Source organism: Vibrio sp. R10-SG3-ISO10 (assembly GCF_059834185.1).
The window spans coordinates 111,905-137,982 of sequence record NZ_JCBDHG010000011.1 but is presented as its reverse complement, the minus strand read 5'-3'; the positions used below and the strand labels follow the sequence as shown (position 1 = coordinate 137,982).

General features: G+C 43.7%; 19 protein-coding genes. 8 read left to right on the top strand and 11 right to left on the bottom strand.

Annotated elements, in window-relative coordinates; translation table 11 throughout:
- From AC6R16_RS05380 to AC6R16_RS05365, 4 genes are all read right to left on the bottom strand, one after another.
- On the bottom strand, positions 1–1,330 hold a 1,330-nt coding region (locus tag AC6R16_RS05380; protein WP_500673816.1), incomplete at its 3' end, for a PepSY-associated TM helix domain-containing protein.
- Between the two features lie 119 nt (positions 1,331–1,449).
- The gene (locus AC6R16_RS05375) at positions 1,450–1,815 is read right to left on the bottom strand and encodes a hypothetical protein (RefSeq protein ID WP_500673815.1); all 366 of its coding nucleotides are present in this window, start codon (positions 1,813–1,815) and stop codon (positions 1,450–1,452) included.
- Between the two features lie 122 nt (positions 1,816–1,937).
- Positions 1,938–2,321, bottom strand: a complete 384-nt coding sequence (locus AC6R16_RS05370) for a cytochrome b562 (protein ID WP_500641023.1) — start codon at positions 2,319–2,321, stop codon at positions 1,938–1,940.
- An 81-nt stretch (positions 2,322–2,402) separates the two neighbouring features.
- Positions 2,403–3,146, bottom strand: a complete 744-nt coding sequence (locus AC6R16_RS05365; protein WP_500673814.1) for a phosphatase — start codon at positions 3,144–3,146, stop codon at positions 2,403–2,405.
- Positions 3,147–3,326: 180 nt separating this feature from the next.
- Here AC6R16_RS05365 and AC6R16_RS05360 point away from each other — a divergent pair, with 180 nt between their 5' ends.
- From AC6R16_RS05360 to AC6R16_RS05340, 5 genes are all read left to right on the top strand, one after another.
- A complete protein-coding gene (locus AC6R16_RS05360; RefSeq protein ID WP_500673813.1) occupies positions 3,327–6,203 on the top strand; it encodes an HD domain-containing phosphohydrolase in 2,877 nt (958 codons plus the stop codon).
- Positions 6,204–6,566: 363 nt separating this feature from the next.
- The gene (gene zwf / locus AC6R16_RS05355; protein WP_500673818.1) at positions 6,567–8,069 is read left to right on the top strand and encodes a glucose-6-phosphate dehydrogenase; all 1,503 of its coding nucleotides are present in this window, start codon (positions 6,567–6,569) and stop codon (positions 8,067–8,069) included.
- Positions 8,066–8,782 carry a 6-phosphogluconolactonase gene (pgl, locus tag AC6R16_RS05350; RefSeq protein ID WP_500673812.1) on the top strand — a complete coding sequence of 239 codons (717 nt, stop codon included), beginning with the start codon at positions 8,066–8,068 and terminating at the stop codon, positions 8,780–8,782. The genes zwf and pgl overlap by 4 nt, the downstream gene beginning before the upstream one ends.
- Before the next feature lie 35 nt (positions 8,783–8,817).
- A complete protein-coding gene (gnd, locus tag AC6R16_RS05345) occupies positions 8,818–10,266 on the top strand; it encodes a decarboxylating NADP(+)-dependent phosphogluconate dehydrogenase (RefSeq protein ID WP_004742688.1) in 1,449 nt (482 codons plus the stop codon).
- 196 nt (positions 10,267–10,462) lie between these two features.
- A complete protein-coding gene (locus tag AC6R16_RS05340) occupies positions 10,463–10,606 on the top strand; it encodes a hypothetical protein (RefSeq protein WP_500673811.1) in 144 nt (47 codons plus the stop codon).
- A gap of 62 nt (positions 10,607–10,668) precedes the next feature.
- Here AC6R16_RS05340 and AC6R16_RS05335 read toward each other — a convergent pair whose 3' ends face one another.
- The gene (locus AC6R16_RS05335; RefSeq protein ID WP_500641018.1) at positions 10,669–11,565 is read right to left on the bottom strand and encodes a LysR family transcriptional regulator; all 897 of its coding nucleotides are present in this window, start codon (positions 11,563–11,565) and stop codon (positions 10,669–10,671) included.
- A 252-nt stretch (positions 11,566–11,817) separates the two neighbouring features.
- Between AC6R16_RS05335 and AC6R16_RS05330 the strand changes: the two genes are divergently transcribed.
- On the top strand, positions 11,818–13,956 hold the full coding sequence (locus AC6R16_RS05330; RefSeq protein WP_500673810.1) for a TonB-dependent hemoglobin/transferrin/lactoferrin family receptor: 2,139 nt from the start codon (positions 11,818–11,820) through the stop codon (positions 13,954–13,956).
- 448 nt (positions 13,957–14,404) lie between these two features.
- Here AC6R16_RS05330 and AC6R16_RS05325 read toward each other — a convergent pair whose 3' ends face one another.
- From AC6R16_RS05325 to AC6R16_RS05310, 4 genes are all read right to left on the bottom strand, one after another.
- Positions 14,405–14,656, bottom strand: a complete 252-nt coding sequence (locus tag AC6R16_RS05325; protein ID WP_500673809.1) for a hypothetical protein — start codon at positions 14,654–14,656, stop codon at positions 14,405–14,407.
- Complete coding sequence (locus tag AC6R16_RS05320) at positions 14,656–16,374, bottom strand: SgrR family transcriptional regulator (protein WP_500673808.1); 1,719 nt, start codon at positions 16,372–16,374, stop codon at positions 14,656–14,658. Before AC6R16_RS05320 ends, AC6R16_RS05325 begins: the two co-directional genes overlap by 1 nt.
- 77 nt (positions 16,375–16,451) lie before the next feature.
- Complete coding sequence (locus tag AC6R16_RS05315; RefSeq protein ID WP_500641015.1) at positions 16,452–16,685, bottom strand: DUF3389 domain-containing protein; 234 nt, start codon at positions 16,683–16,685, stop codon at positions 16,452–16,454.
- Between the two features lie 2 nt (positions 16,686–16,687).
- Complete coding sequence (locus AC6R16_RS05310) at positions 16,688–17,134, bottom strand: hotdog fold thioesterase (RefSeq protein WP_500673807.1); 447 nt, start codon at positions 17,132–17,134, stop codon at positions 16,688–16,690.
- 104 nt (positions 17,135–17,238) lie between these two features.
- On the opposite strand from AC6R16_RS05310, the gene AC6R16_RS05305 reads away from it, so the two are divergent.
- Positions 17,239–18,027, top strand: coding sequence for a M48 family metallopeptidase (locus AC6R16_RS05305; protein ID WP_500673806.1), 789 nt, complete (start codon positions 17,239–17,241; stop codon positions 18,025–18,027).
- A 41-nt stretch (positions 18,028–18,068) separates the two neighbouring features.
- On the opposite strand, the gene AC6R16_RS05300 is transcribed toward AC6R16_RS05305, so the two are convergent.
- Positions 18,069–19,151 (bottom strand): site-2 protease family protein, encoded by a 1,083-nt coding sequence (locus tag AC6R16_RS05300; RefSeq protein WP_500673805.1) that lies wholly within the window; start codon positions 19,149–19,151, stop codon positions 18,069–18,071.
- A 253-nt stretch (positions 19,152–19,404) separates the two neighbouring features.
- Between AC6R16_RS05300 and AC6R16_RS05295 the strand changes: the two genes are divergently transcribed.
- Complete coding sequence (locus AC6R16_RS05295) at positions 19,405–19,962, top strand: PhnA domain-containing protein (protein WP_004742678.1); 558 nt, start codon at positions 19,405–19,407, stop codon at positions 19,960–19,962.
- A 63-nt stretch (positions 19,963–20,025) separates the two neighbouring features.
- On the opposite strand, the gene pulA is transcribed toward AC6R16_RS05295, so the two are convergent.
- Entirely contained in the window at positions 20,026–26,067 is a 6,042-nt protein-coding gene (gene pulA, locus AC6R16_RS05290; protein ID WP_500673804.1) for a pullulanase-type alpha-1,6-glucosidase, read from the bottom strand.
- Positions 26,068–26,078: the final 11 nt, after the last annotated feature.

The following is a 26,078-nucleotide window of genomic DNA, read 5'->3' as shown; positions in this document are numbered from 1 at the left end:
TACCGTCTTGTTCGAAACGGGCTGGCACACCCAACTTATTCTGATTAGACGGGCGACGTACCCACCACATCAAAGCCCCGGTAACTGAAATAACGATAAACGCTAAACAGAAGAAAACATTCAGCAATTTATTTACGATGCTTAAATCACCTTGGTGAAGTGAAACCCCAGCGGCCATCAACTTAGCGACAACATTGTAGTCATCCCAAGTAACATCAATGAGCACTTCTCCAGTGTATTGGTCAAAGTGTGTCGTCCTATCTTTTCTTGGGTCAGTAACATCTCCCGCCATTGAGTTAGCAGATACCGTGTAAACGCCAGTCTCAGATTGAGGTAAGTAGACTTTAAATTGGGTGAAGCCGAGTGATGTTGCTTTGCTTATGATGTCATCGATTCCTACGCTCTGAGAGATATCGAAAGGTTGAGCAGAATGATGCTCGTGGTGACCCCCATGATGCCCTTGCGATTCAGGCACTGCAGCGAGTTCTAAGTTCCAAGGCATTTCTTCCTCACTACCGTGGTTTAAGTTTGCGTGAATTAAAGAAGATTGCGGTTTCTCCCCCCACGTGTAATAGGTAGGGAATGTATTCCAACCTTGGACCATTTTGGCGCCCCATACCCCTGCCCATGCAAGACCGGAAAGCAGAAACAGCAGTAAAACGATCGAAAGTGTTCCCCCTAAGTTGGCGTGGAGATCTCGCATTAGAACACGCGAACCACTACGCATACGTATTTTGAGAAAACCCGCCTTAGTGGCGTTATCTTTTGGTAACCACAGATAAATGCCGCTTACCAACAGCAGAATGCCTAAACTCGCAGACACTTCAATCAAGTAATCACCCGATTTACCAATCAGCAATGTTCCATGGATATCGTTAGCAAGTTGATACCAACTGTCACTGCGATCGATTTCGCCTAGAACTTCACCGGAGTATGGATTGACCGTCACTAAAACAGACTTACCATCTTCATGCCTAACATTGAATCTGTTCGCCTTTGCACTTGAGTCAGACGCTACAAATTGGGTGATTTGTGAGTCGGGATACTTTTCCTTGACTGAACGCAGTTGAATAGAAGGTGGTAGAGTTTGCGCCTGCGGAGCAACTGCGATGATTTCACTGTATCTTGCTTGTTCAATTTCGTCATCAAATAGCATCACAAGCCCAGTAAGACTTAACATGAGCATAAATGGGATAACGAAAAGACCTGCATAGAAGTGCCAACGCCATGTGAGAAAATAACGTGCTTTTGCTTTAACCTTGTTTGAGTCGTCACTTTGAGATGAACGTAGTGAGCCCTTAGGTTGAGTCTGAGATTGACTACCCAACATTACAATTTCCTTTTTGAGCGCACAGCAAAAATCCCGAAACATAGTCGAGTCGTTAGTGCTGAGCTTTACTTTACTAAGTGGCTTATTGAGTCAACAGACCCTAGCCTTTGTTATTTGATTTATATGAAGTTGAATGTAGGTAATGCCGGTGGCGCTCGTGGGATAGCGAGCTGAAATCGTTCACTTAGAGCCAAATAAGCGTACGAGTCGAATGACGCTATCGATGTTCTTCTAGAGTGAGTGGGTGTTGGAAGTGTGTCTTGGTGGAAGCTTGAGAAGTGACTAAATGGACAAGGCTTACTGTGCTGAGTTTCAACCTTTCCCTCTTCGACTTGGACTAGCTCAAATCCATTGATGGTACAAAGTGTCGCCCACACGCCAGCACTGGCACCATGAGCATTGATTACAGGCATCAAAGTCACAAGCACCCAACTTAGGGCACTTGCGATGAGCATAGTTCGCTTGAAGCTTGATGTCCGTATCATAGTCACTCTCAATCAATTGAGAGTAAATATATAACCTTTTACTAACAAACTCAGTAAGGCTCGCTAAAAAACCTAACAAGGATCATGGTATTAGCATTGCCAATTCGAAATATGCTGACTTATTAACCGAACAGCTTGCTCCAAATACTTGGGTTACGTTTATCGTGGTATTCCACTCGAAGATCATCGACGGTTTTTAACTCAGATTTTGCCGCTTCTAGATCGCCCGAGTCTAGTTTCTTCTCAACAGAATCAAGCGCTACGGAAAGCTTACTAAAGCCCTCAAAATAAATATCAAATTTTTCAGGTGGGTAATTACCGCGCTTAGACTGCTCGACTAACTCAGAAAGGTTACTTACAGCAGATTTCATTTCGCTAACTTCGGTCGCTTCAGCGGCATGTTTAAACTCTACTTTCATCTGCTTCATTGCAGCTTTAAGATCAAAATCACTCGCAAAAACTTGTGCTGACATGGCTAAGGCTAAAACTGGGATTAACTTTCTCATTATATTTTTCTTTTGTGTGGGAATAGGAACAGGGAGTGTACTGAATTTAGTCAGCACACTAGAAGCGAATATTGTATCAACTTATAAATGCTGATACTCAGAAATGGTTGAATGACCTCGAAGCACCAAGAACGCTAGGAATTGCTTTACACTGTGCGTAATTACTTGCGAGTCATCCACCCCGACTTTATCTAAAAGATCTGAGACTTTTGAAAGGTTGCCTACATCTTGGCAAAAGTGAGCGTCACTGCCTGTTGTGAAGTAAACCCCAATCTCTTTACCGAGTTTCGCAATCTCCGCGCAACGTTCAACACTGCCTACTCGACTATTGCCTTTTAAGGTAGTGTTATTAATTTCTATGGCAACGTTATGCTCTTTCGCACATCTCAACACTTGTTCATAATCAAAATCGAAGTTGGGGTTACCTAGATGACCAAGTGCATCTACCTTACCGCTTTTAATGGTATTTAGCAGCGCTAGCGTATGAGATTGTTTGTCTCTTGGCTTGAAAACAGGCTCATGAAAGCTCGCTATAACCCAATCAAGGCTTTTATAAGAAGTCGGATGGACATCCACCTCCCCGTCTGTATTGAGAATATTTGACTCTACACCACGGATTACCGCAACACCTGCAATGAACCTTGGTAAGACACGTTGGTTGGAAAAAAACCAATAGTGGGGTGCACCTGGCATTGATTCAGCATGATCGGTGGTGCAGAACATCTCTAGACCATTTTCTTTCGCCATCCGCGCGTTTTCTATCAAAGTGCTGTAGGCATGACCGCTGGCGTATGTGTGAGTATGGGTGTCGATAACGAGGTTCATAGATCTTTTTTAACAGTGAAGGTTGCTCTTATGTTATCAGCCAATTTAGCTTCTTGCTTGTACTTCATGCTCTTCAGTAAGCAATAAAATACAGATAACAATTTATTATTAATAATTTGAAGTTTTGCAGGATTCAGGAATTGATCGATACTTACTAGGTGTCGTGTTTATGGTCGAGCTATGAAAAAACGCCGCTACTCTTTAAGTATTCATATCACTACTCTGTTTCTTGTCCTGACTACATTAGTAGGTTCAGTACTCATTGCTATTAGCTATAAACACGCGCAAGAACTGCTCACTGGCAGCGCTAAAGAACTAAGCAGAGAGAATAGCCGCAAGCTTGAATCTACTTTTCAAGTCAAAGCTGGACCAATATTAACCACACTCGATTTTATGTCGATGAGTCGCGCCATTGACGACCATAACTCGCCAATCAAGCACATTCGCTTTTTGACTTCACTACAAACTATCTTTCAGAGAAATCCGGGCGTCGTGGCCCTTTACTATGCCAACGAATCTGGTGACTTTACGCTAGTGAGAGCATTAAGAACCAATGCTGATCGCGAAAGATTTGATGCTCCAAATAAAGCGTCACTGATGATAAACACGACACGTGTTTCTGGTTTAAATGAGTTCTACTTTTTAGATGGAGCATACCGAAGCTTAGGACACCGTAAAACAAAAGATAATCAGTTCGACCCTAGAGTTAGGCCATGGTACATCAATGCTGACAAAGATGGGGTTATCAGGCTGACAGAGCCATATTTTTTTTACTTTCTCAAAACCAATGGCGTGACATTGTCACGTAAATCCCCCGATGGTACCAAAGTTGTCGGAGCGGACTTCACCCTAACGTCCCTCTCAGATCAAATCAGTCAAATGGGCTACTCTGAAAACACCAAGCTGGTGTTGTTTGATAACCAGTTTAAGGTGTTAGCTCACCATAATCTAAATGATATCGAAGAAACAGATGGTGAAATCACTTCACGCTCGCTATTAGGGACCGTATTTGAACGGGTGATTGATCGTAGCTCAAGCCAAATAATTTACGAAACGGTCGAAGCTGATAGCAAAAAATGGTCTGTCACTTTAACGCCAGTTAGTTTGAACAAGCAGACTCGGTTATTACTAGCTGAAGCGACACCTCAAGACGACTTGCTTGCTTCTTTGCTCTCCATGAGGGATAAACAAGTGAGCGTAGCCATTGCGATGCTACTCATGAGTTTTATCGTTGTGTGGCTGGTTGCGCGGCGCTTAGCCAATCCGTTGCACGCATTAATGCGTCAAACCGATAATATTGCTCGTTTTGATTTCAAGAAAACACGTTACTCGAAGAGCGTAATTAAGGAAGTCGCGAACCTTACCGAGTCGATAGAGCTAATGGAGCACACCTTATATGACTTATTGCGACTACTAAGAGACACGGCGAGCAATACTGACTTTTCAGTTTTGGCAAAAACAATCGCGCATCAAAGTTTCTTGGTTACAAGAGCAGAAACAATCGTACTTTACATAAAAAACGAAAAAGAAAGTCGCTACTCTGCTGCTGCAAATCACGCAATCATCCCGTTCAAGATTGATGTAAACGAACTCATAGAACATACAGCATGGGTTAAGACTGAACTAGCCAAGGGTGAAATCGTCCATCTAAATCGTGAAGATAACGCCGTAGCGAATTATCGAGAGTCTCTTTTTAATTCAGATGTCTACCTGTTTCCTTTACTCAACCGCGATAATCAGCCGGTCGGAATTTTGCTATTAGGATATGAGCGCGCAATAACCCAAGCACAAGCTGATAAACATGCATTTTTGAAGGAACTGTTGAGTTTTGCTGAGATAGCCAAAGAGAATATTGACCGAATCGAGCAACAAAAAGAGATGCTTAATGCATTTGTCGAACTGATTGCCTCTGCCATTGATACCAAATCGCCCTACACAGGCAGCCATTGCCAACGTGTTCCTGAGCTAACCAAAATGCTTGTGCAAGCAGCGGTTGAAGATGACACTCACTTCCCATTATTCAGCATGTCAAAAGAACAGTGGGAAGAGTTGCACTTAGCCTCGTGGCTCCATGATTGCGGCAAGGTAACCACGCCGGAATACGTTATCGATAAAGCCACCAAACTAGAAACAATCTATGACCGTATTCATGAAGTCCGTATGCGGTTCGAACTATTAAAATCACAAGCTGAGATTGAGTACTGGAAAGGGGTTGCTAATGGCGAGGATGAAGAGAAATTGAGCAAGATTTTAGAGCAAAAACATCAACAGTTAGACGATGATTTTGCATTTATTGGTGAATGTAATCTCGGTGGAGAGTCGATGAGCAAAGATGCCCTTGATCGCCTCAATGCCATTAGTCGGTACAAATGGACAAGAACGCTGGACGATCAAGTTGGCGTATCATGGGTAGAAAAGGCGCGCGCTGGCGATCGTAAAAAACTTCCAGTGCAAGAAACACTGCTAACAGACAAGCAGGTACATGAGATCCATTGGGATAATAACAGTAAACCTCAGGACTTTTGGCAGGAAGAATTCGTACTAAAACCTAGCGATTTGAAATATAACCGTGGCGAACTGTACAATTTATCTATTGAGCGCGGTACCTTAAACTCAGAGGAGCGCTTTATTATTAATGATCACATCATTCAAACCATAATGATGCTCAAACGTTTACCCTACCCAGAACATTTGAAAAACGTTCCGGAAATCGCTGGCGGTCACCATGAACGGATAGATGGTCGCGGATATCCTAAGGGGTTATATGAAGAAGAGCTCTCCCTTCCGGCAAGAGTAATGGCGATAGCTGATGTTTTTGAAGCACTCACGTCTAGTGATAGACCTTACAAGAAAGCAAAGACTCTATCCGAATCCATTGAAATCATGACGGATATGGCCACCAGTGGCCACATAGACCCGAAGTTATATCTCATTTTCTTAGAACAATCGATCGACCAAGAATATGCACATCGATTCCTCGATAAGGCGCAAATAACCGCTGTTGATCGCGAATCTCATACGAGACGAGTAAAAACCTTCATAAAATCACACTTCTGATCCTACCAGTTACACTAATATAGAGTTTTAGCTCCAATCTAGGCCCGTACCATAAAATTTCGCTCTAGCTTTTATTATCAACAAGTTACGTTAACTACTAGTCAATATTTAATCGATTGCCCTCTCAAAGGTTGATGTATGTCAAATAGTCATAGACAATACGCTGCCATCTGTGAATATCGCCGTGACTTGTTACTAAACCAGTTGCAATCAATAATTCAAATGGCATGAATTTTTGGTTTTGCCTATCAATACAATAGGTACGACCTATTTTATAATTTGAGGTGTCGTTGATACCGTTGGCAAACTTTAGTGCCAACAACTTAGGCACATGCTAACTACCTCGTTTCTAAGGGAAAGATGATGGTAATTCCAGAAAACAGCAGCATCGTTATTTTTGGTGCTTCGGGCGACTTAACCTATCGCAAGTTGATCCCTGCTTTATACCACCTTTACTCCAACAAACAGCTACCTGAAAACTTCGCTATTTTAGGTGTAAGCCGAACTGAATACAGTGATGACTCCTACCGAGAAAAGTTGAAACGTTCACTCCAGGAGATGGAGAAGACTGAACCAGCAACTCTCGATGCTTTCATTAATCATTTGCATTATCAGGCAATCAACACATCTGACACCGCTGACTACAGCAAGCTTTCAACGCGTCTTGATCAACTTTCTGAGCAATACGCATTTGATCAGCGAAACACCCTATTCTATCTCGCTACGCCTCCAAGTTTGTATAGCGTTATTCCAGCAAGCCTAGCCGCTCATGGACTAAACAGTGAAGAAGATGGATGGAAGCGCCTGATTATTGAGAAGCCATTTGGTTATGATCTTGAATCTGCTCAAAAACTAGACAAAGAGATTCATGAGCATTTCCAAGAACACCAAATCTATCGTATTGACCATTATTTGGGTAAAGAGACGGTACAAAACCTTCTTGTATTCCGCTTCTCTAACGCGATGTTCGAACCTCTATGGAACCGCAACTTCATTGATTATGTAGAAATCACTGGAGCTGAATTCTTGGGTGTTGAAGAACGTGGCGGGTATTACGACGGTTCAGGCGCGGTTCGTGACATGTTCCAAAACCACTTGCTGCAAGTTCTCGCTATGGTTGGTATGGAACCGCCAGCGCAGATCAATGCAGACTCAATGCGCGATGAAGTTGTCAAAGTTCTTCAGTGTTTGAAGCCGCTAGAAGAAGATGATTTGCGTAACAACCTAGTATTGGGTCAGTACACAGAATCAGACGTGCGTGGAGAGTTCCTGCCTAGCTACCGTGACGAACCTGGTGTAGCGGAAGACTCTCGCACCGAAACGTACGTTGGCCTTAAGGCATACATCAACAACTGGCGTTGGAATGGCGTGCCATTCTACGTACGAACAGGTAAACGCCTTCCGACTCGCGTTACTGAAGTTGTCATCCACTTTAAGCAAACACCTCACCCAGTATTTGGCCAGAATGCTCCGGAAAACAAACTGATTATCCGCATTCAACCAGACGAAGGGATTCAGATGAGCTTTGGCCTTAAAGAGCCAGGCGCAGGCTTTAATGCTAAAGAAGTGAAAATGAACTTCCACTACGCGTCTCTGCAAGAAACGCAAATGCTAACGGCATACGAGCGTCTTCTGCTTGATGCACTAAATGGCGATGCAACTTTGTTTGCACGTAGCGATGCCGTTGAAGCGTGTTGGAAATACGTTCAACCAATTTTAGACTTCAAACAAGATCCACAAGCCCTATTTGGATACGCTTGTGGTACGTGGGGACCAAAAGAATCTGACGATTTGTTACAACGTGACGCACGCGCGTGGCGATTCCCATGTAAAAACCTCACAGATACGGATTATTGCGAACTATGATCAATCACAAGATTTTTCAAACTGCCGACCAAGTTGTAGAAAGCCTAGCGAATGACATGAAGGCCTTCAGTGAGCTTGACCGCCCTGTTCACGTTTCACTGTCTGGCGGCAGTACCCCAAAGATGCTGTTTAAACTTTTGGCGCAGGCACCTTATGCTGAAGGTATTCAGTGGAAAAACCTACACTTCTGGTGGGGAGACGAGCGATGTGTTGCCCCAGATGATGCAGAAAGCAATTACGGTGAAGCAAACGCTCTTCTATTTACAAAAGTGAATCTGCCTGCTGAAAACATTCACCGTATTCGCGGTGAAGATGAACCAAAAGTTGAAGCAGAGCGCTTTGCAAATGAGATGGCTGAAATCATCCCGACTGAAAATGGTACGCCTGTCTTCGATTGGATACTTCTTGGTGTTGGCGCAGACGGTCACACGGCTTCGCTATTCCCAGGTCAAACAGACTATCAAGATGAGAACTTATCGGTATTAGCTTCTCATCCAGAATCAGGACAAATCCGCGTATCTAAAACCGCTAAGGTATTAGAAGCCGCGAAACGTATCAGCTACCTTGTACTTGGTGCAGGTAAAGTAGATATCGTAAACGAAATTCATACCACTCCTGCTAGTGAGCTGCCATACCCAGCAGCTAAGATCCAGTCTAAGGCTGGTGAAACGGAATGGTACTTAGATTCAGACGCAGCAGCAAAAATCGCTTAGTGCGAGCGTCCAAATTGGAAAATTGGAGAGAAATAATGAAAGGTGATATCGGTGTAATTGGCCTAGCGGTAATGGGTCAAAACCTTATCCTAAACATGAACGACAACGGCTTCAAAGTTGTTGCTCACAACCGTACTGCTGCGAAAGTAGACGAGTTTCTAGAAGGCCCTGCGAAAGGCACTAACATCGTTGGCGCATATTCTCTAGAAGAGCTAGTTGAGAAGCTAGAAGCGCCACGTAAAGTGATGCTAATGGTACGTGCTGGCGCAGTTGTAGATACGTTTATTGATAACCTAATTCCACTTCTAGATGAAGGTGACATCATCATTGATGGTGGTAACACTAACTACCCAGACACAAACCGCCGCGTTGCACACTGCCGTGAAAAAGGCATTCACTTCATCGGTACAGGTGTTTCTGGTGGTGAAGAAGGAGCACGTTTTGGTCCTTCAATCATGCCAGGTGGCGCTGCTGAAGCTTGGGAAGCGGTTAAGCCGATCTTCCAAGGTATCTCTGCAAAAACTGACGCTGGTGAGCCATGTTGTGACTGGGTTGGTAACGACGGTGCTGGTCACTTCGTTAAGATGGTACACAACGGCATCGAATACGGTGACATGCAGCTAATTACTGAAGCTTACCAGTTCATGAAAGACGGCCTTGGTATGTCTGCAGACGAGATGCAAGCGGTATTTGCTGATTGGAACAAGACAGAGCTAGACAGCTACCTTGTTGAAATCACAGCTGACATCCTTGGCTACAAAGATGAAGACGGTGAGCCTCTAGTTGAGAAGATCCTAGATACAGCAGGCCAAAAAGGTACTGGTAAATGGACTGGTATTAACGCACTAGACCTAGGTATTCCACTAACGCTTATCTCTGAGTCAGTATTCTCTCGTTGCCTATCTGCACTAAAAGACCAACGTGTTGAAGCTGAGTCTCTATTCGGTAAAACAATCACACCAGTTGAAGGCGACAAGCAAGAGTGGGTTGATGCACTGCGTCAAGCGCTACTAGCATCTAAAATCATCTCTTACGCTCAAGGCTTCATGCTAATGCGCGAAGCGTCTAACGAAAACGGTTGGGACCTAAACTACGGTAACGTAGCACTAATGTGGCGTGGTGGTTGTATCATCCGCTCTGCATTCCTAGGCAACATCCGTGATGCGTATGAGGCGAACCCAGACATCGCATTCCTAGGTTCTGATGAGTACTTCAAAAACATCCTGCAAGGCAGCCTAGCAGCATGGCGTAAAGTAGCAGCGAAATCTCTAGAGTCTGGTATCCCAATGCCATGTACGATTTCTGCGCTATCTTTCCTAGACGGTTACACAACAGCTCGTCTACCAGCTAACCTGCTTCAAGCGCAACGAGATTACTTCGGTGCTCACACTTACGAGCGTACTGACCGTCCACGTGGTGAATTCTTCCACACTAACTGGACTGGTACAGGTGGCGACACGGCTTCTACTACCTACGACGTGTAAGAATTAGCTGAAAGGATGAGAAAGGTATTTATTAATACCTGAATCTACTTCTATAATTTAGCTGTTATGGAGGATGTTAACTTAGTTAGCATCCTCTATTTTTTGAAACCTACAACATGGAGTCTCCATCAAACGATGGTGATTAGGTGAATTGTCTAACCTGGATGGTTACAACTGTAAAATAGAGGTTCTTTCGATGACTATTAATAAGTACTTTGTTTTCGTTCCACAGCAAGAAGAGCGCGGGATGAATAAGGAACATAAAGTGGAAAACGAACAGGAAACTCAACGTCAGGCTTTAGTAAAACAGGCACAACAGCAAGGTGGTGTGCGAGGCTAGGTTTCAAAAAAATAAAAGGGAGCGATTAGCTCCCTTTTATTTTATTAACCGAAACGCTTTGTTTAAATCTTAGACGACGCTTTGAAATGCTTGATTAAGTATTGAATACACCAAGATTTAGCTTCACCAATTTTATTGCGCTTCCAAGCTAAGATGATCTCAATGGGTTGAGACTGAGTATCCGCAATTTGCTTTAAATCGCCACTTGCAATCAATTGGGTTGCGAGCTCTTTTGGTAAAGTACCAATACCCAACCCCGTGCGTAAAGCTTCTACTTTCGCAGAAAAGTTAGTCACGGTAAGTCTTGGTTGTCGCTGAGTAATATTGACACTTATTGCTGGCTGCTCACGGGCTGTATCAGCTATCGCTATAACACGATATTTTTCTCGCGCCTGCTCGTCAAATACCCCACTCCGTTTGTGTACATAATGATCAGTCGCTGCAACCCAGATCATTTCCATCTCTCCAATGACCTCTGCTTTAACATCTTGAGGCAAGGTTTCCATCTTTGGGCAAACCAACAAATCCGCTCGCCCTGAGCTTAACGCTTCCCAACAGCCTGCGAGTATTTCTTCTTGGAGCTTAATTCTTGTTGAGCTGACATTGCTTAAGTCATTAACAAGGTTAAAAAAATTGGCAACAGGAATGATTCCATCGAACGCGAGAGTAATGTCAAGCTCCCAACCATTGGCCAAGACACTTGCGTCGTTAACAAGTTTGTCTGTCGCGACCAGAATGTCTCGTCCACGCTCAAGTATTAGCTTTCCTGCTTCAGTAAAATTGGCTTTATGCCCTGATCGGTCAAAGATCATGATATCAAGATCTTGCTCTAGTTTCTGAATCTGGTAACTCAGTGAAGACGGCGCCCTATCAAGCTCATTAGCTGCGGCAGCGAAGCTTCCACGCCGATCAATTGCATCAAGTATATGAAGCGCTTCAAGTGTTATTGGACTTTGCAATATTATCTTCCCTATTAATAACCACCACCTATAACGTGACAATTATCACATTTACTAATGGCAATTTGAACCTTTACATATGTAAACAGATTGTTTAACTACCTGTTATTTATCAGCTTTATTCAAAACAATGTACTGATAGAGCAATAAATACACTATTTATGATAATGCAAACAATAGTAATTATCATTTAGATCCAATAGAATTCTGCCCGTTCAAAGAAAACCTATATGGATCAAAGGTAATTATAAAATGTATAAGAAAACTTTCCTGTCAGCTTCAATTGTTTTGGCCCTTGCGTCAACTGCTCATGCAGAAGAATATGCCCTCTTCGATGAAGTTGTTGTTTCAGCGACTCGTACTGAACAAAACAAAGCGGATGTCAGCTCTTCTATTGAAACAGTTTCATCCGAAGAAATCGACAACACACTTTCGACAGATGTAAAACAAGCGCTTAAGTATACTCCTGGTGTTAATGCTCAAGGGTCCGGACGTTTTGGTATCTCAGGCTTCAATATCCGCGGTATGGAGCAGAGCCGAGTTAAGGTGATGGTTGATGACGTTCAACAACCAGTACCGTACAACCCAGGAGCGACGGAACAGCGCAAATATCCAAACAGCATTGAAATTGACACACTTCAAGCTATCGAAGTAAACAAAGGCCCCTCTTCGACACTTTATGGTTCTGATGCTCTAGGTGGTGTAGTTCTATTTAGAACGAAGAATCCAGAAGATGTTTTAGTAACCGAGGGTGATGAACACAGATTCGGGATTAAGAGTGGTTACTCCTCTGCTAATGAAGAGTTCAAAAACACGCTAACATGGGCTATGCGTCAAGGTAAGCTAGAAACCTTACTTATGGCTACTTACGCTAACGGCAGTGAAACTAAAACACACGGGTCAGGCTCAGAAGTTGAAGGTCCTGATCGTGGTGCTGCAAACCCGGCTGATAGCGAACTAGGTAATTTGCTTGCTAAAGCATTCTACCAAGCCAATGATTTACATAGACTTGGTGTTACCGTCGAGTACTACAACAAGCAATATGATGAGAATGAGCTGAATCAAAACGGTTACGCGATGTCTCCTTTGTTTACGTACACCGATAACTTCAACGAGGATACTAACCAACGCTTTAGAGTTGGCTTCGAACATGAGTGGTTATTGGCTACAGCAATCACTGACAAGGTAGATTGGTCTCTTAACTATCAAGACTCTAGCTCGTTATCTAAAAACTACGATACAACGCCTTTCCACGGAAAGCGTATGCGTGAACGTGATTCGAGCGATAAATCAATCCAATTTAATGCTCAAGCATCTAAACTTGCTGAATTGGGTGCAGCGCCTCATGAGTTTACCTACGGCGTAAACTACATGTCTACTAAGTTCAGCCTAGACAACACAGACTATAAATTCGACAAAGGAACCGTTGCTCCTGGTAGCACAGGTATTCCAGACGCGGATCTACTGCAATGGGGTGTCTTCTTACAAGATCAAGCGTACTTCTTAGATGAAGCATTAGTCATGACTGCTGGTATTCGCTACGACTCATTTAGCGCTAAACCGAAAACTGATGAAGGTTACAAAACTCAGTACGACGAAAACAGTGATAGTGCATTCACAGGTAAACTTGGTGCTGTCTACCACTTAAATGATAACCTGTCGCTGTTTGGTCAGATTAGCCAAGGCTTCAAAGCGCCAACCGTTTATGACTTGTACTACTTCTACAGTCAAGGGGCTATTATCGAAGCCAACCCGAACCTTAAATCAGAAAAGAGCATCTCCTATGAAGCAGGTCTGCGTGGACAAAATGAAAGCGCTAAATTTGAGCTAACAACCTTCTTCTCTGATTACAAAGACTTTATCGTTCAAGAAAAAACGGGCGAGCAAGGTGGTAAAGATGTTATCTCTAAGAAAAACCTTGATGAAGTTGAAATCTACGGTGCAGAGTTTAGCTCTACTATCTTACTAGACAAAGCGTTCAACGCACCTCAAGGTGTCTATACTCGCCTAGCTGTTGCTTATGCTGATGGTGAAGATAAGAAAACTGGTAAAGCAATTGACTCTGTTGCTCCTCTTACTGCTGACTTCGGTTTAGGTTTAAACCGAGACAACTACGGTGCACTAGCTAACGTTAAAATGGTTGCTCGCAAGTCAGATTGGAATAGCGACACAAATGTGGATGCTGCTGGTTACGCACTGGTTGATCTTACAGCTTACTACCGTCCAATGAGCGACTTAACAATCCGCGCAGGTCTATTCAATGCCTTAGACAAAAAGTACTGGTTGTTTGAAGATCTATCTGGTCGAGACGCGACTGGTGAGACATTCAGCATGGACTCTAAGAGTCAACCAGGCCGAAACTGGGGTGTTAACGTAGATTACCAATTCTAATTTAGAGCTTTAAAACAAAAGCCAGCTTGGTAGCTGGCTTTTTTCATTTAAATTCAACTTAAATCATATATATCAATATGTTAAAGGCAATAAAAAAGCCCCTAAACTAGGAGCTTTCTTGGGTATATTCATCAAAAAAGTATAGAAAAAATGGTATGAATAGACCGATTATTTAGCTGCTGCCATCTCTTTCTTAACCATTACAGCTGCTGCAACGATGAAAGTGATGATAAGACCTAGCTCCATTACAAACCCCTAAAGTAAAGTTGGAAAAACCGAAAAGAAACTGCGGCTATTCTAACACCATTAAAAAACAATGATACCCCTTAACGAGATTTTTACGTTTTATATCGATTGAGATCAAATATTGAGTCGTGACGCCCATTTTCAACAATCTTACTAACCAAATAGTTTATAAAATGGTTTAGAGAATTGTTCTAGCGCTGAGCTATTTCATGGTAACTTTTCCACCGATTATTTTGTAGGCAGGCGTACCTCTAATCAAAGTCTCTCGCGCAAACTCGCCACCACACTGAGGGCAAATACAGGGCTGAGCGGTGTAGTCAGAAACGATTCTTTCCCTAAAACATTTTACAAGCGACCCTTTGCCCCCTTTTCGGTACTTAAATAGTTGGCTTTTACACTTAGCACAGTATATTTCTACCGTTTTAGTCGGTTGTTTTTTATTGGGTTTAGACACTAAGCTTCCTCATGGAATGAACTTGGACCGTCAACTGTTTCAGGTTTGACCCACACTTTGCTAAAGTCGAACCAGCCAAGCGCATTACATTTTGCATTTTGTAACGAGCCACAATGATCTTTGCTTACACCTAACCAACAATGAAACATTGGAATTAGCTGCATTTTTTCTACTAAAGATTTTCCAAGCTCTTGTGCGGGAAAACTAGCATTTTGTGTTGCTTGCCACTCTCGTACGACTTTAGTCCAATACTCAAAATCCTCTTCGCGACTAAGAGCCTCAATATCGCTATTATTGAGTAACCATCCAGCTAGCGAATCATCCCTGTTGGTGGTGATTCCCATAGGTTTGACCCAGATGTCTACTTCTGAGGTATCTTCAACGGTTAAGTCGTAATTTATAAAATTAACGCTCAATCCATCCTCTTTAAGTAAACCTTCGATACATTTAACCAACGTTGGGAACATTGGATGCTGACCGTGGTAAGCAATAGTGACAGACCGATAGGAAGGCGGTGAGGTATAACCGTGCCTTGTATGGTGATACCAACCTGGCTTTAAACCATGCGCCGGAAGTACACCTAGTTCGACAATTTTCTCTTGAGGTAGATGTTGGAATAAATTTAATGTACCTAACTTCTGCGTGAAGTAGTTCGCCCAATCATTGGCCGCCGCTAGTCCATTTTTTCGGTTGAGTAGTAAATAGGTGCAACCCGGATCGAGGTCTACGCTATCAGCATAGTTGGCCACTTCAGGTTTAAGGGGTTTAGATAAGCTCGGGAAAATCATTGAAGAGTGAAGATCATCAATCACCCACACTTCGATTCGGTCTAACAAAGGTCTAAAACCAAAGTATCCATCAAACGCCTGTAAAACGAGACGTTTGTTGTCGTTTTGAATGACTCGATATGGTCCGGTACCGACTGGAAATAAATCATGGTCCTCTGCTCTATTCTCTTGCGGTAACATAATTTTCGCGCAAGACTCTGATAACAGAAGCGCTAATTGATAATCATCGCGTGAAAGTTTTACATCAACGATTAAGTGACTTGGAGAGCTCACCTCTGAGATATGTGAAAACAACTTCTTCTGTTTCAATGCAAACAAGTTGTCAACGATCGTTTGAGAAGTCAGCAAATCTCCGTTGTGAAACCTAACACTCGGACGAATATAAAAACGCCAATGTCGAGGCGTGAGCATTTCCCATGAATGGGCCAAATCAGGTTGCAGTTCTTCACTGTCATCGATATAGGTTAAACCACTGAATATCTGCTGAACAATATGCAGTTCAGAGCGTCGAATCGGCAATGTAGGGTTTAACGTAGAAAGTGCGCGGTAATATGGCAGCCTAACGACTTGCTGGCCTTCCTGATGAACGATGCCAAGGTAGCTTTCAACCACTTGAGCAAGTTTTGCCGTATCTTGATCTAAAACTTTTAGCGCTTGCCCAATTTTCCCCTCTTCAAGGTATCGTCGCGCTAGATTTTCGCTGACGTCAGCTCGGCTACGTTTAAAGATTAACTGAGATAACTTGCCTCGACCGGGAGCCGGGTGCCATTCCAACCACCCTTCTTCTTCCATTTTGTTCAGGACAATTCGAGCGTTTCGACGAGTACAAAACAGTATTTCGGTGATATCTTCAAGCTGGACACCGCAATCTTGCCCCTTGTAGTGCTCAAACAAGGTTTCAAACTGTACTCTAAGTCTTGGACTGCTCATAAAGAGGAAATCTCATTCTAGTTAACCTAGCCCTAAGTTTCCTCATTTAACAATCTCGAATCAAGACAAAAACACAATTATTGGACTTTGCTGCCGATTTGCTCAGCAATCTGTAGGATTTGTTGTTCATTGTCCAATTTAATTGACCACTTGGTTTCGCTGCCGTTTGCGGCAATAACATTCGCCCCTCTACCTATCAAAGTGATAGCATCGGTTTGCGCTTGCAGCGTTACCATGTGCTCACCAGAAAGCTTTACCACGACTTCGTGGTTAGTCACTATGATTTTTCCGCTTTTAAAAGGAATCATCATCGTTATAGACCTTTGTCTGACGACGTAGATTTTTTATGTTTAACGGCGATGGTCAACCGGCTTGTACACACCAAGCGCTCGCGCTCATCAGTAATGTTGATTTGCCACACTTGCGTGGATACCCCTAAATGAATTGGCTTGGCTGTCCCAATAACGTTACCGCTTCTCATTGAACGTACATGGTTGGCATTAATATCTAGGCCCACGCAGTAACTTCCTTTTGGAACACAGAAATTAGCAGCGACTGAACCGAGCGTTTCGGCCAAGACAACAGACGCACCACCATGCAGCATACCAAGCGGTTGGTGAGTAAACGAACAAACAGGCATAGTGGCCGTTATAAAGTCATCACCTACCTCGGTATAAATAATGTTTAGGTGATCTATCAAAGTATTTTCTGACGTCTTATTAAGGGCTTCGAGACTGATCGATTTTTTCCAGATTGTCATTATGCATTCCACTACTGAATGTGATTACCAAGAATTGTACGCTAATGCTATGATGTGTATAGCTAAATAGTAAGTTTAATATTGCGATTGAAACGGAGAATTCAATGCAAAAGTGGTTTAAATTCGTCACTCTCACTGCCGCAATGGCAATAACAGCGTGTACTTCTTCCCCGACAGGTCGTAACCAGCTGCTTCTTTTTTCAGATTCAGATATGAGTAGTTTAGGTGCCCAATCGTTCGAGCAAATGAAGAAAGAGCTCAAAATCAGCTCTGACGCCAAAACAAATGCTTATGTTCAATGTGTAACAGATTCGATTACTCAACATGTCCCGCAACAACCTGGGTTTGATAGCTGGGAAGTCGTCGTGTTTGATAGTGATCAAATCAATGCTTTCGCGTTACCAGGCGGTAAAATTGGTGTCTATACTGGCTTGCTTAAAGTAGCGGTTACTCAAGATCAGTTAGCGACCGTTATTGGTCATGAAATCGCACATGTCCTCGCCGATCACAGCAACGAACGACTGTCTCAATCTCAAATTGCCAATGCCGGACTTCAACTGACCAATATAGCACTCGGTTCTTCCGAATACGCACAGTATCGAGGAGCAACCATGGCAGCGCTTGGGTTAGGCGTACAATATGGCGTTTTAATGCCCTACGGTAGGACTCAAGAATCAGAAGCGGATATTGTCGGGTTAGAATTGATGGCGAAGTCTGGTTTTGATCCTAACCAGAGTGTCGATCTATGGAAAAACATGGCTAAGGCATCTGGTGGCGCTCAACCGCCTGAACTGCTCTCAACGCACCCTTCTCACGGAACTCGTATTCAGGATCTCTCCGCTAAGATACAGACATTACCCGAGAACAATGTAAAGCGTCCGAACTGCATTTAGACATTAAAAAAGGGAGCAAAAATGCTCCCTTTGTCTTTATTCTATGTGCCTAATATAAGCAGTGGCAAGCTTAACAATTGGTCTCCAGTTGAAGCAAAGAACCAAATAATTCCAATCAATGAAGCAACAAGCCCAATGTACCAAACTGCAGCGACGGCTTGACCGTACCTATCCAGTGGAAGTAAGTGGCTATGATGTCTTCCTCGCCACTCAATCACAATTTCCAGCATGCCCATGATAAGCAAGAAACCAAACAACGTAAGCCCTAGTGAGTAGCTTAACACCACGCCACCAGCGGCAGCTGCGGTACACAAAACTATTCCCGCCACACTGTTCATCGAGAAACTGATACTCTTCAAGACATGCCCACCGTCGAGTGGCAATATCGGTAGTAAGTTGAATAGATTTAGAAATGCATTGAATACTGCCAACCCTGCGAAAAACATCTCGCCAGTGATCAAGTAAGCAATGAGCAAAATGACAGACAGAATTAAGCCAAACATCGGCCCCATGATTGAAATGACGACATCTTGCCAACGGGTATTTATCTTTTCGTCGCTTAAAGCTAACCCACCAAGAAACGGCACCAAGTAGATGCCTTTTGTCTTCATACCGAAGAACTTCATCGCGCGAACATGGCCATATTCATGAAAGACCAAACACGCAATCAAAGCCAGCGCAAATTGAAAAGAAAACAACCATGAATACGCCGCTAAACTCGCCGACGCAAGCACTACTTTAATCAGCTTTGCACTCTTAAGCGCTTTCATCCCAAGCGATAAGAGGCCAATAAGGCTAAACTTTCTTTCTGGCTCAGGCTTAGTAAACGGTGTTTGCTTTTCTATGTCCTTAGTATTACGACTTCCTTGCTCAATGACTTGGTTATCGACTGTCGCGACATATTCCAAGTCAAATGGTTGCCATATCAGATTAGTTTCTAATTTACATGCCAGCTCTTGATCACCATTGAGCAAAGTAAACTCATGGTAGGATTTCTCACCACGGTCAGCATTGGCATCAAGCTGAGACACGAGTTGATTGTTCCAAAACAGTTGCTGCCAACCCGCCATAGAGCCTTCGAGTCTAAGTGGTTTACCCAAAAACTCGATTGATAATAATTCCAATGTCTAACCTACTAAATTGATATAACAACGAGTCTGATTATGCCAATCTAGACTAAATAGGTAAAGGAATTGCTATTAATGTGACATTGTCACTACCCATAAGGCATTGATTGTTCGCATTATGTTGTGCAATTTTCTTATGAAAAGTAAGAATTCGTCGATTTATCGATTTGTATTCGGATTACGCTTTATTTTTGACAGATAAAGTGGATAATAGCCGGCGTTATTAACACCTATAAAATGTGAGTCCATTATGTCTTCTGAAGCAACTATGCTAGAACGCTGCCAATCAAAATGTGAATTATGTGCTGCTGATGCACCATTAACGGCATACGCTGTTCCCCCGCACAGCCATGTGACAGTAGATTACGGAATCATGGTTTGTGACAAGTGTCTTGGTGAGATCGAAGAACCAAAAGACATCAACCACTGGCGTTGTCTAAACGACAGCATGTGGAGCCAAGTTCCTGCAGTTCAAGTTACTGCATGGCGCCAGCTAACTCGCTTAAACACAGAAAGCTGGGCGCAAGACGCGCTAGACATGATGTACATGGAAGAAGAGCAAATGAACTGGGCAATGACTGGCATGTCTGCAGACGACAAACCATTCGATTGCAACGGCGTTGAACTTAAAAAAGGTGACGACGTAACGGTTATCAAAGACTTGCCAGTTAAAGGCACTAACCAAGTCATCAAGCAAGGCACTGTTATCCGTGGCATCAGCATTGGCGACGACCCTAAGCTTGTTTCTGGTAAAGCGAACGGCGGTCAATCTATGTACGTTATCGCTGAATACTGCCGTAAGAAGTAATTAGATAAGCTTCGAAATAAGAAAGGCGCTCTATTGAGCGCCTTTTTTGTTAGGAGTTGATTGTTACTTGAGAAGAAGCAATCGACCAGTCAATGGAGGAACTTCAACAGCTCCATTTACAGACTGAACATTGATAGTTTCACCTGTCATTAGATCGACAAACTCTGTTGCAGATTTAACACGTGATAAATCGACGTTTAGCGTTCGTTGGCTCTCTCCCGTATTCAATACATAGATGATTTGCTGATCGCCATTGACTTTAAGATCCGCGTATAACGTATCGTCTAGCCAAAGGTTTCTTCGCTCACCATTGTATAGCGCTGGGTGCTCGCTTCGGACTTTCATTAGCTTAGCGACGTAAGCTTTCAGATCACTCTGCTCTGCGTTAAGTGTTGTTGATGTCACTCCTTCCACTTTTGCACTTGAGCGAGCGACATGGTCATCGCACATGCCCTGCGTAACGCAATCAGAAGTAACTTTCGCTGCAAAGTTTTCAACTTCATCACCAATTTCCTCTCCATAGTAGAAAGTAATTGGCCCTGAGTACGCTGCTAAGAAACTGTATGCCGCTTTATGGCGTGGGAAGTAATTATTCAGCCCTCCACGTTGGATCAGATCACCAAAACGAACCAGATCGTGGTTACCGATCATTAAGTTCGGCATTGCATGATAAGGCGCTTTTGTTCTAGAGTTCCAATCCGCGTCGAGTGCACGTGCATTACTCTTAGCACCAGACTCTTCAACAGCAAGCGCCTGAACTAAACCATAACGAAGTGGGAAATTAAACGCTGATGAAAGCCCTGGTTTGGCATCGCTACCATAGACAGTACGAGTAATTTCATCCGCACTGCTCCATGCTTCACCTACCATGTAACCCAGAGTGCCCCATTTCTTACCAGCGATAACATTTTCCATCGATGCTTTTTCAACAGCCGTTCGGATATTGCGCCAGCTATCAAGCGGGACTTGGTAAGCTTGGTCCAGTCTCCAGCCATCAATGCCATACTCTTTAATCCAGTATGTTGCGACTTCGGTGAAAAAGGCTTCACTGTCTGCGTGCGGATAGACAACATATTGGCCCGGATAACCTGATTCTTTTCTTAAACTTGGCGCTTTACCGGTCGGAGACGGTTTAGCACCGCTAATATGAGTATGACCAAACACACCATCTAAGAACACATACAGCCCTTTCGCATGAGCGGTATCAATGAGCTCTTTTAGCTTTTCGTTAGTGCCGAATTTAGGGTCTACATTAAAGAAGTCACAGGCAAAGTAGCCCGTCGCATCGAGCTTATCATCACCACCTTGGCCTGCACATGAATCAAACACTGGCGTTAACCAAAGCGCATTCATGTTTAGGCTCTTAATATAATCAAGGCTGTTAATAATTCCTTGAAGATCCCCTTTATGATGAGAGTTTCCATAACCTACGCCATAGTCATGATTTGAATCGCCATCAACAAAGGATTCAACCATGACTTGATAAATGCGTAGATCACAGGCCGTGTTGTTATCGCTATAACATCCGTAATCGAGACCAGTATCTTTCACGGTAACAACTAAAGATGACTTATCTTTCGCATTTAGACTAAAGTCATAAACACCTTGCTTAGTGGCCGTTACCTTAATGTTTCCATTTCCCGCATCTTCAAGCGCTATCGAGCCATTGGCCGCCGAGAATGAGCCGAAGCCAAGGTTAAGTGTGCTCCAATCTGACGAAGCAATCTTAAACTCATACACACCAGGCGTTAGATACCCGTTGAATGTATAGACACCATCGCCTTTGTACTGCATTTCACTGCTCGTGTTCCAACCATTCATAGAACCGCGTACGTACACCTTAGTCGTCCCATAAGGCGCGACATCAACTGGCTTGTTATCAACAACGAGCCCTTCACCTTGACCTCCGCTCTGCGGCAAGACAAATACAGCTGCGGTCAGTGGAGGAACCGTAAAGTTCTCGTTGGCGAACGTCGCTTGTTTAACGATAAGGTCATTTGAATTTATCAACGCATCATGTAGGACAAAATCTTTTGCCCCCGCTACTTTGAGGGTTTGTTCAGAAGTATTAGCATTGATTACGACCATTAATGCATCATTGTTGCTATCGAGATCAGCACCTGCAGAAATACCGTCGTTAACTGACATAGCAATTAACCCCGGCAAGGCATTGCTTCCGGTATTGTGGAATCGCACGCGATCGACGACCTCTTTTTCAGAAACAAGCTTGAGGAGAGGCGTTGAAGAACGAACTTGCAATAATGCTTTAAACGCACTGTCTGTCCATTCGATATCTTTCGCCGACGCAACGGTATTTGGGTTGCTGATGATAGATTTAATCGCATTCCAGTTAGCTTGATCTTTGTCTGCTCTTGGTAAGCCGATATTCCAGTTGTTCGTTTGTTTGCTGAAATCAACCTTGTTATACCAATCACCACTGTCGTAACTATCACGCTCCATTGATTTAGAGCGAAGTAGTTCTGAGCCCATATGAAGGAATGGTACGCCTTGACCGAGCATCACCGTCGACAATCCAACAATCTGCATTCGGGCTCGTTGCTCTGCCGTCATATCTGCAGACGCTTTATATTGGTTAAAGTCCCATAAGGTCTGGTTGTCATGCTTAGACACATAGTTGATCGACTCTTGAGGGTCTAAAGTATAGGCTGCGCCTTGACCACCATATTGGTAGTCTTTGCCATACACTACGCTGCCACTATAGGTTTCAAGAGGGTAATTTTGTAAGTTGCCTGTCATACCATAACGGATTAGATCCATTTTCGACTTCAATTCGTCGTCAAACCTCTCCCCCGCGTTTGCAAAGCCAGGAGTCTTCAACAGTGCATCACCACTATCGAAAGGACCACCACCACGTACTCCATCACGCAGCCTATCGTTATAGGTACCGATTCCTGTGCCCGCCATTGGCCATTGCGTTGCGTTTTCACCACGTTGACCATTTGCAACTTCACCAAAGTTCCATCCTTCACCATAGAACCAAGTGTCTGGGTCAACTTGTTTCGTCTTATCATAAACATGCAGCATGCTCGACTTCATCAAGTGGCCCATTAAATCAAAACGGAAACCATCAATCTTGTAGTCTTGAGCCCACATCATTACGCTATCTGCAACTAGCTTTTCAAACATGCGGTTTTCTGATGCGGTGTTATCACAACAAGTGGAGTTTTCTACCGCCCCGGTAATCGGGTTTAGACGGTGGTAGTAACCCGGAACAGTTTTATCGAGCACAGATTTGTCGTAAAGACCGGATGAATACGTATGGTTGTACACCACGTCTTGAACCACGCGGAATCCCATTTCATGCAGTTTCTTGACCATTTCTCGATATTCACGAATACGGTCTGTGCCGTCTTTTGACACTGCGTAGCTACCTTCCGGCGCACTGTAGTGGAACGGATCGTAGCCCCAGTTGAAACCATCGAGTGGCCTGATGTCAGCAAGAAGCGCTTGTGCCTCACCGGTATTAGGATCGGTCTTTTCTAGAAGGGATAAGATCGTCGAACTGTGGCTGGTTCCATCTTCACACAATTTCGCTTTAGGATTAACTGAACATAGTTTACCCACCGTATCATTTAGGTTGACCGTTTTAGATTCCTGTTCCGGAATAGAAGCAAGGTCATAGCTTGGCAACAAGTGAATCGTTGTTAAACCAGACTCCTTCAACGACTTGAGTTGCTTAACACTGTCACGCTCATCTTCTAAGAAAGCGGTATACTTACCGTTCCTTTCAGGCGTACCATGCTTGTCACTAACGCTGAAATCACGAATGTGCAATTCATAGATGATATGGTCTTCTGGATTTTGCAATACCGGGATATCGTGCGAGTCCCAACCGTTTGGTTTAGTTTGCGCAGAGTTTAAGTCCACAAGTTGAGAATGTAAGCTATCTGTACTCAAAGAAAGTGAATAAGGATCGGTACTCATCATCCATTCAACCTGATCCGTTTTCGGGTGATAAGCTTTGACGCGATAACGGTAGAAGATATTTTCTAATGAAGAGCTGCCTTGGTAACCCCATACACCAGTGTCTGAGTTTAACGTCATCTTAACCGGCGAAGCTTGAACAAGCGCTTTGTCACTATCGTATAGATAAAGCTCCACATCCTGAGCTGTTGGTGCCCAAACCGCAAAGTTAGCCGTATCACCGTCAATCCAACTCCCGAGCTTCGCTTCATCGGCATCGTTTGGTCCACTGGTGTATAGCGCATCTATCACTCCAGGGATCTGAATGCGTGTCGCGACCAAAGGTTTGCCTTGCTCATCAAGAGCAACTGCAATTAATTGCTGCTTGAGTAATGCCTTCGCCTCTTCCGCAGTTACAGCCAGATTGAACTGAACTCGACCTTTAAGGTGTGGGAATTTAGCATTATCAACTACGCCTGCTAGCCCTAGATCGAGTTTAGTAAACATCTCAGGTTTAGTTATATCACCCGCTCCCGCATAGGTAGACCAAAGCTGGTAACTTTTCGCTTGTGAATGATCAAACCAAGCTAAATTATTAAGATCTAGCCAGTGTGCTGCAGCGCCAGAGAGTTCAACAACCGTTTGTTCGTTCGGAGAATACTTAAGAGTTGAACTACCGTGAGTGGTATAGAGAGTATTGCCTTTGGTAAATTCAAGTTTGAGATCGTCGCCACCCAATGCCTTATCATTGCCTTTATGTACGATGAAGTTCATACATGTGCCGTGCGCATCTTTAAGGGATACAACAAATTTAGCGCCGAACTTAGGGTCAATTTCCTTCCAAGCAAGCGGGTTCGCCCAATCGACACCTTTCAATGCATCGTCACTTACTGCATCACAGCTTCCATTGTTCCAAAGGTGCAGTCCCCAATCGGCGTAATTGCCGTCTTCGCGCTTGTAATAGATAACCGCTTCTTGATACGTTGGGGCGGGTTCTGTAGACGTATTATCAGGGCTCTTAGGGTTAGGGTCGATGGAGTCAGGTATCCCATCTCCATCATCATCACTTGATGCAAAGTCTCCTAGACCATCGCCGTTAGTATCCTTGCTTTCGAGTCTATCCTTTGGAAATGCATCACTGTTATTAGGCGCACCATCACCATCAATATCTGTGTCTTCTGAATCTGCAATCCCATCTCCATCATAATCACTTGGCTTACTTTCTGCTGAGTAGGGATTGCTTCCCAGACGTTCTTCGTCAATATTGCTCCAACCATCGCCATCGATGTCTGGGTCTAAACTATCTGGAATTTTGTCTCCATCAAGATCGGCAGGTTGACTAGAAGCACTGTAAGGATCAGTGCCTAATTCACGCTCCACTTGGTCTGAGAATCCATCATTATCATCGTCTGTATCACGATGGTCACCAATTCCATCATTGTCACTATCAACGGACTCTTGAATATCGTGAGGGAAAGCATCTACGCTGTCTGCAACGCCATCGCCATCTGAGTCCAAAGTCACTATTGGATTACCGCCATTCAGTGCCAGTGTTATGCCTTCTAGTGTTCGGTTACCGCGTTTCTTTTCTTCACCTAAGGCCTTTGTACCCTGCTCTATTGTGTCTAAAAGTGGCTCTAAAGTTTGCTCTTCAATAGAGTCAGGCAAGATTTGACTTAGGGCTTTCGCACTTTTTGCTACAAGCGCATTGCCATTTTCAATGTAATCGGAATCTAGATCGAGATGGGGCTGCTTTAACTGACGACGGAGTTTTTTCAGTGCTCTCTTTTCGCTTTTACCATCCATCATTTGTAGCGACACATAGGTCGTCAGTGGCGTAATGTGACTGTACTCCGCTGGAGCGAGCATAACGTACTCACGTGCTGCTGTTACGCCGGGAATATCGCTATCAATCGACTCCCCTCGTTTTACTTTCGCTATCAGGTGCGCGTTTCTATCACGCTTAGAGAGCCCACTGATATCAAGTACCGCATAGCCTTTCTCGTCTGTAATAGATGAGGGCTCATCGCCATCTTGCTTGTAGTTTCCATTTACGTCTAGCCAGACTTCGGCTTTTTCAATGTAGCCATCCATCACTTGTACTTCTAGCTGATCATTACAGCCAGCTAGTAGCCCAAGCGACGCCATGGCGATGCTGAGTTTGGTTGGTTTGATGTTCATTTTTATATCCA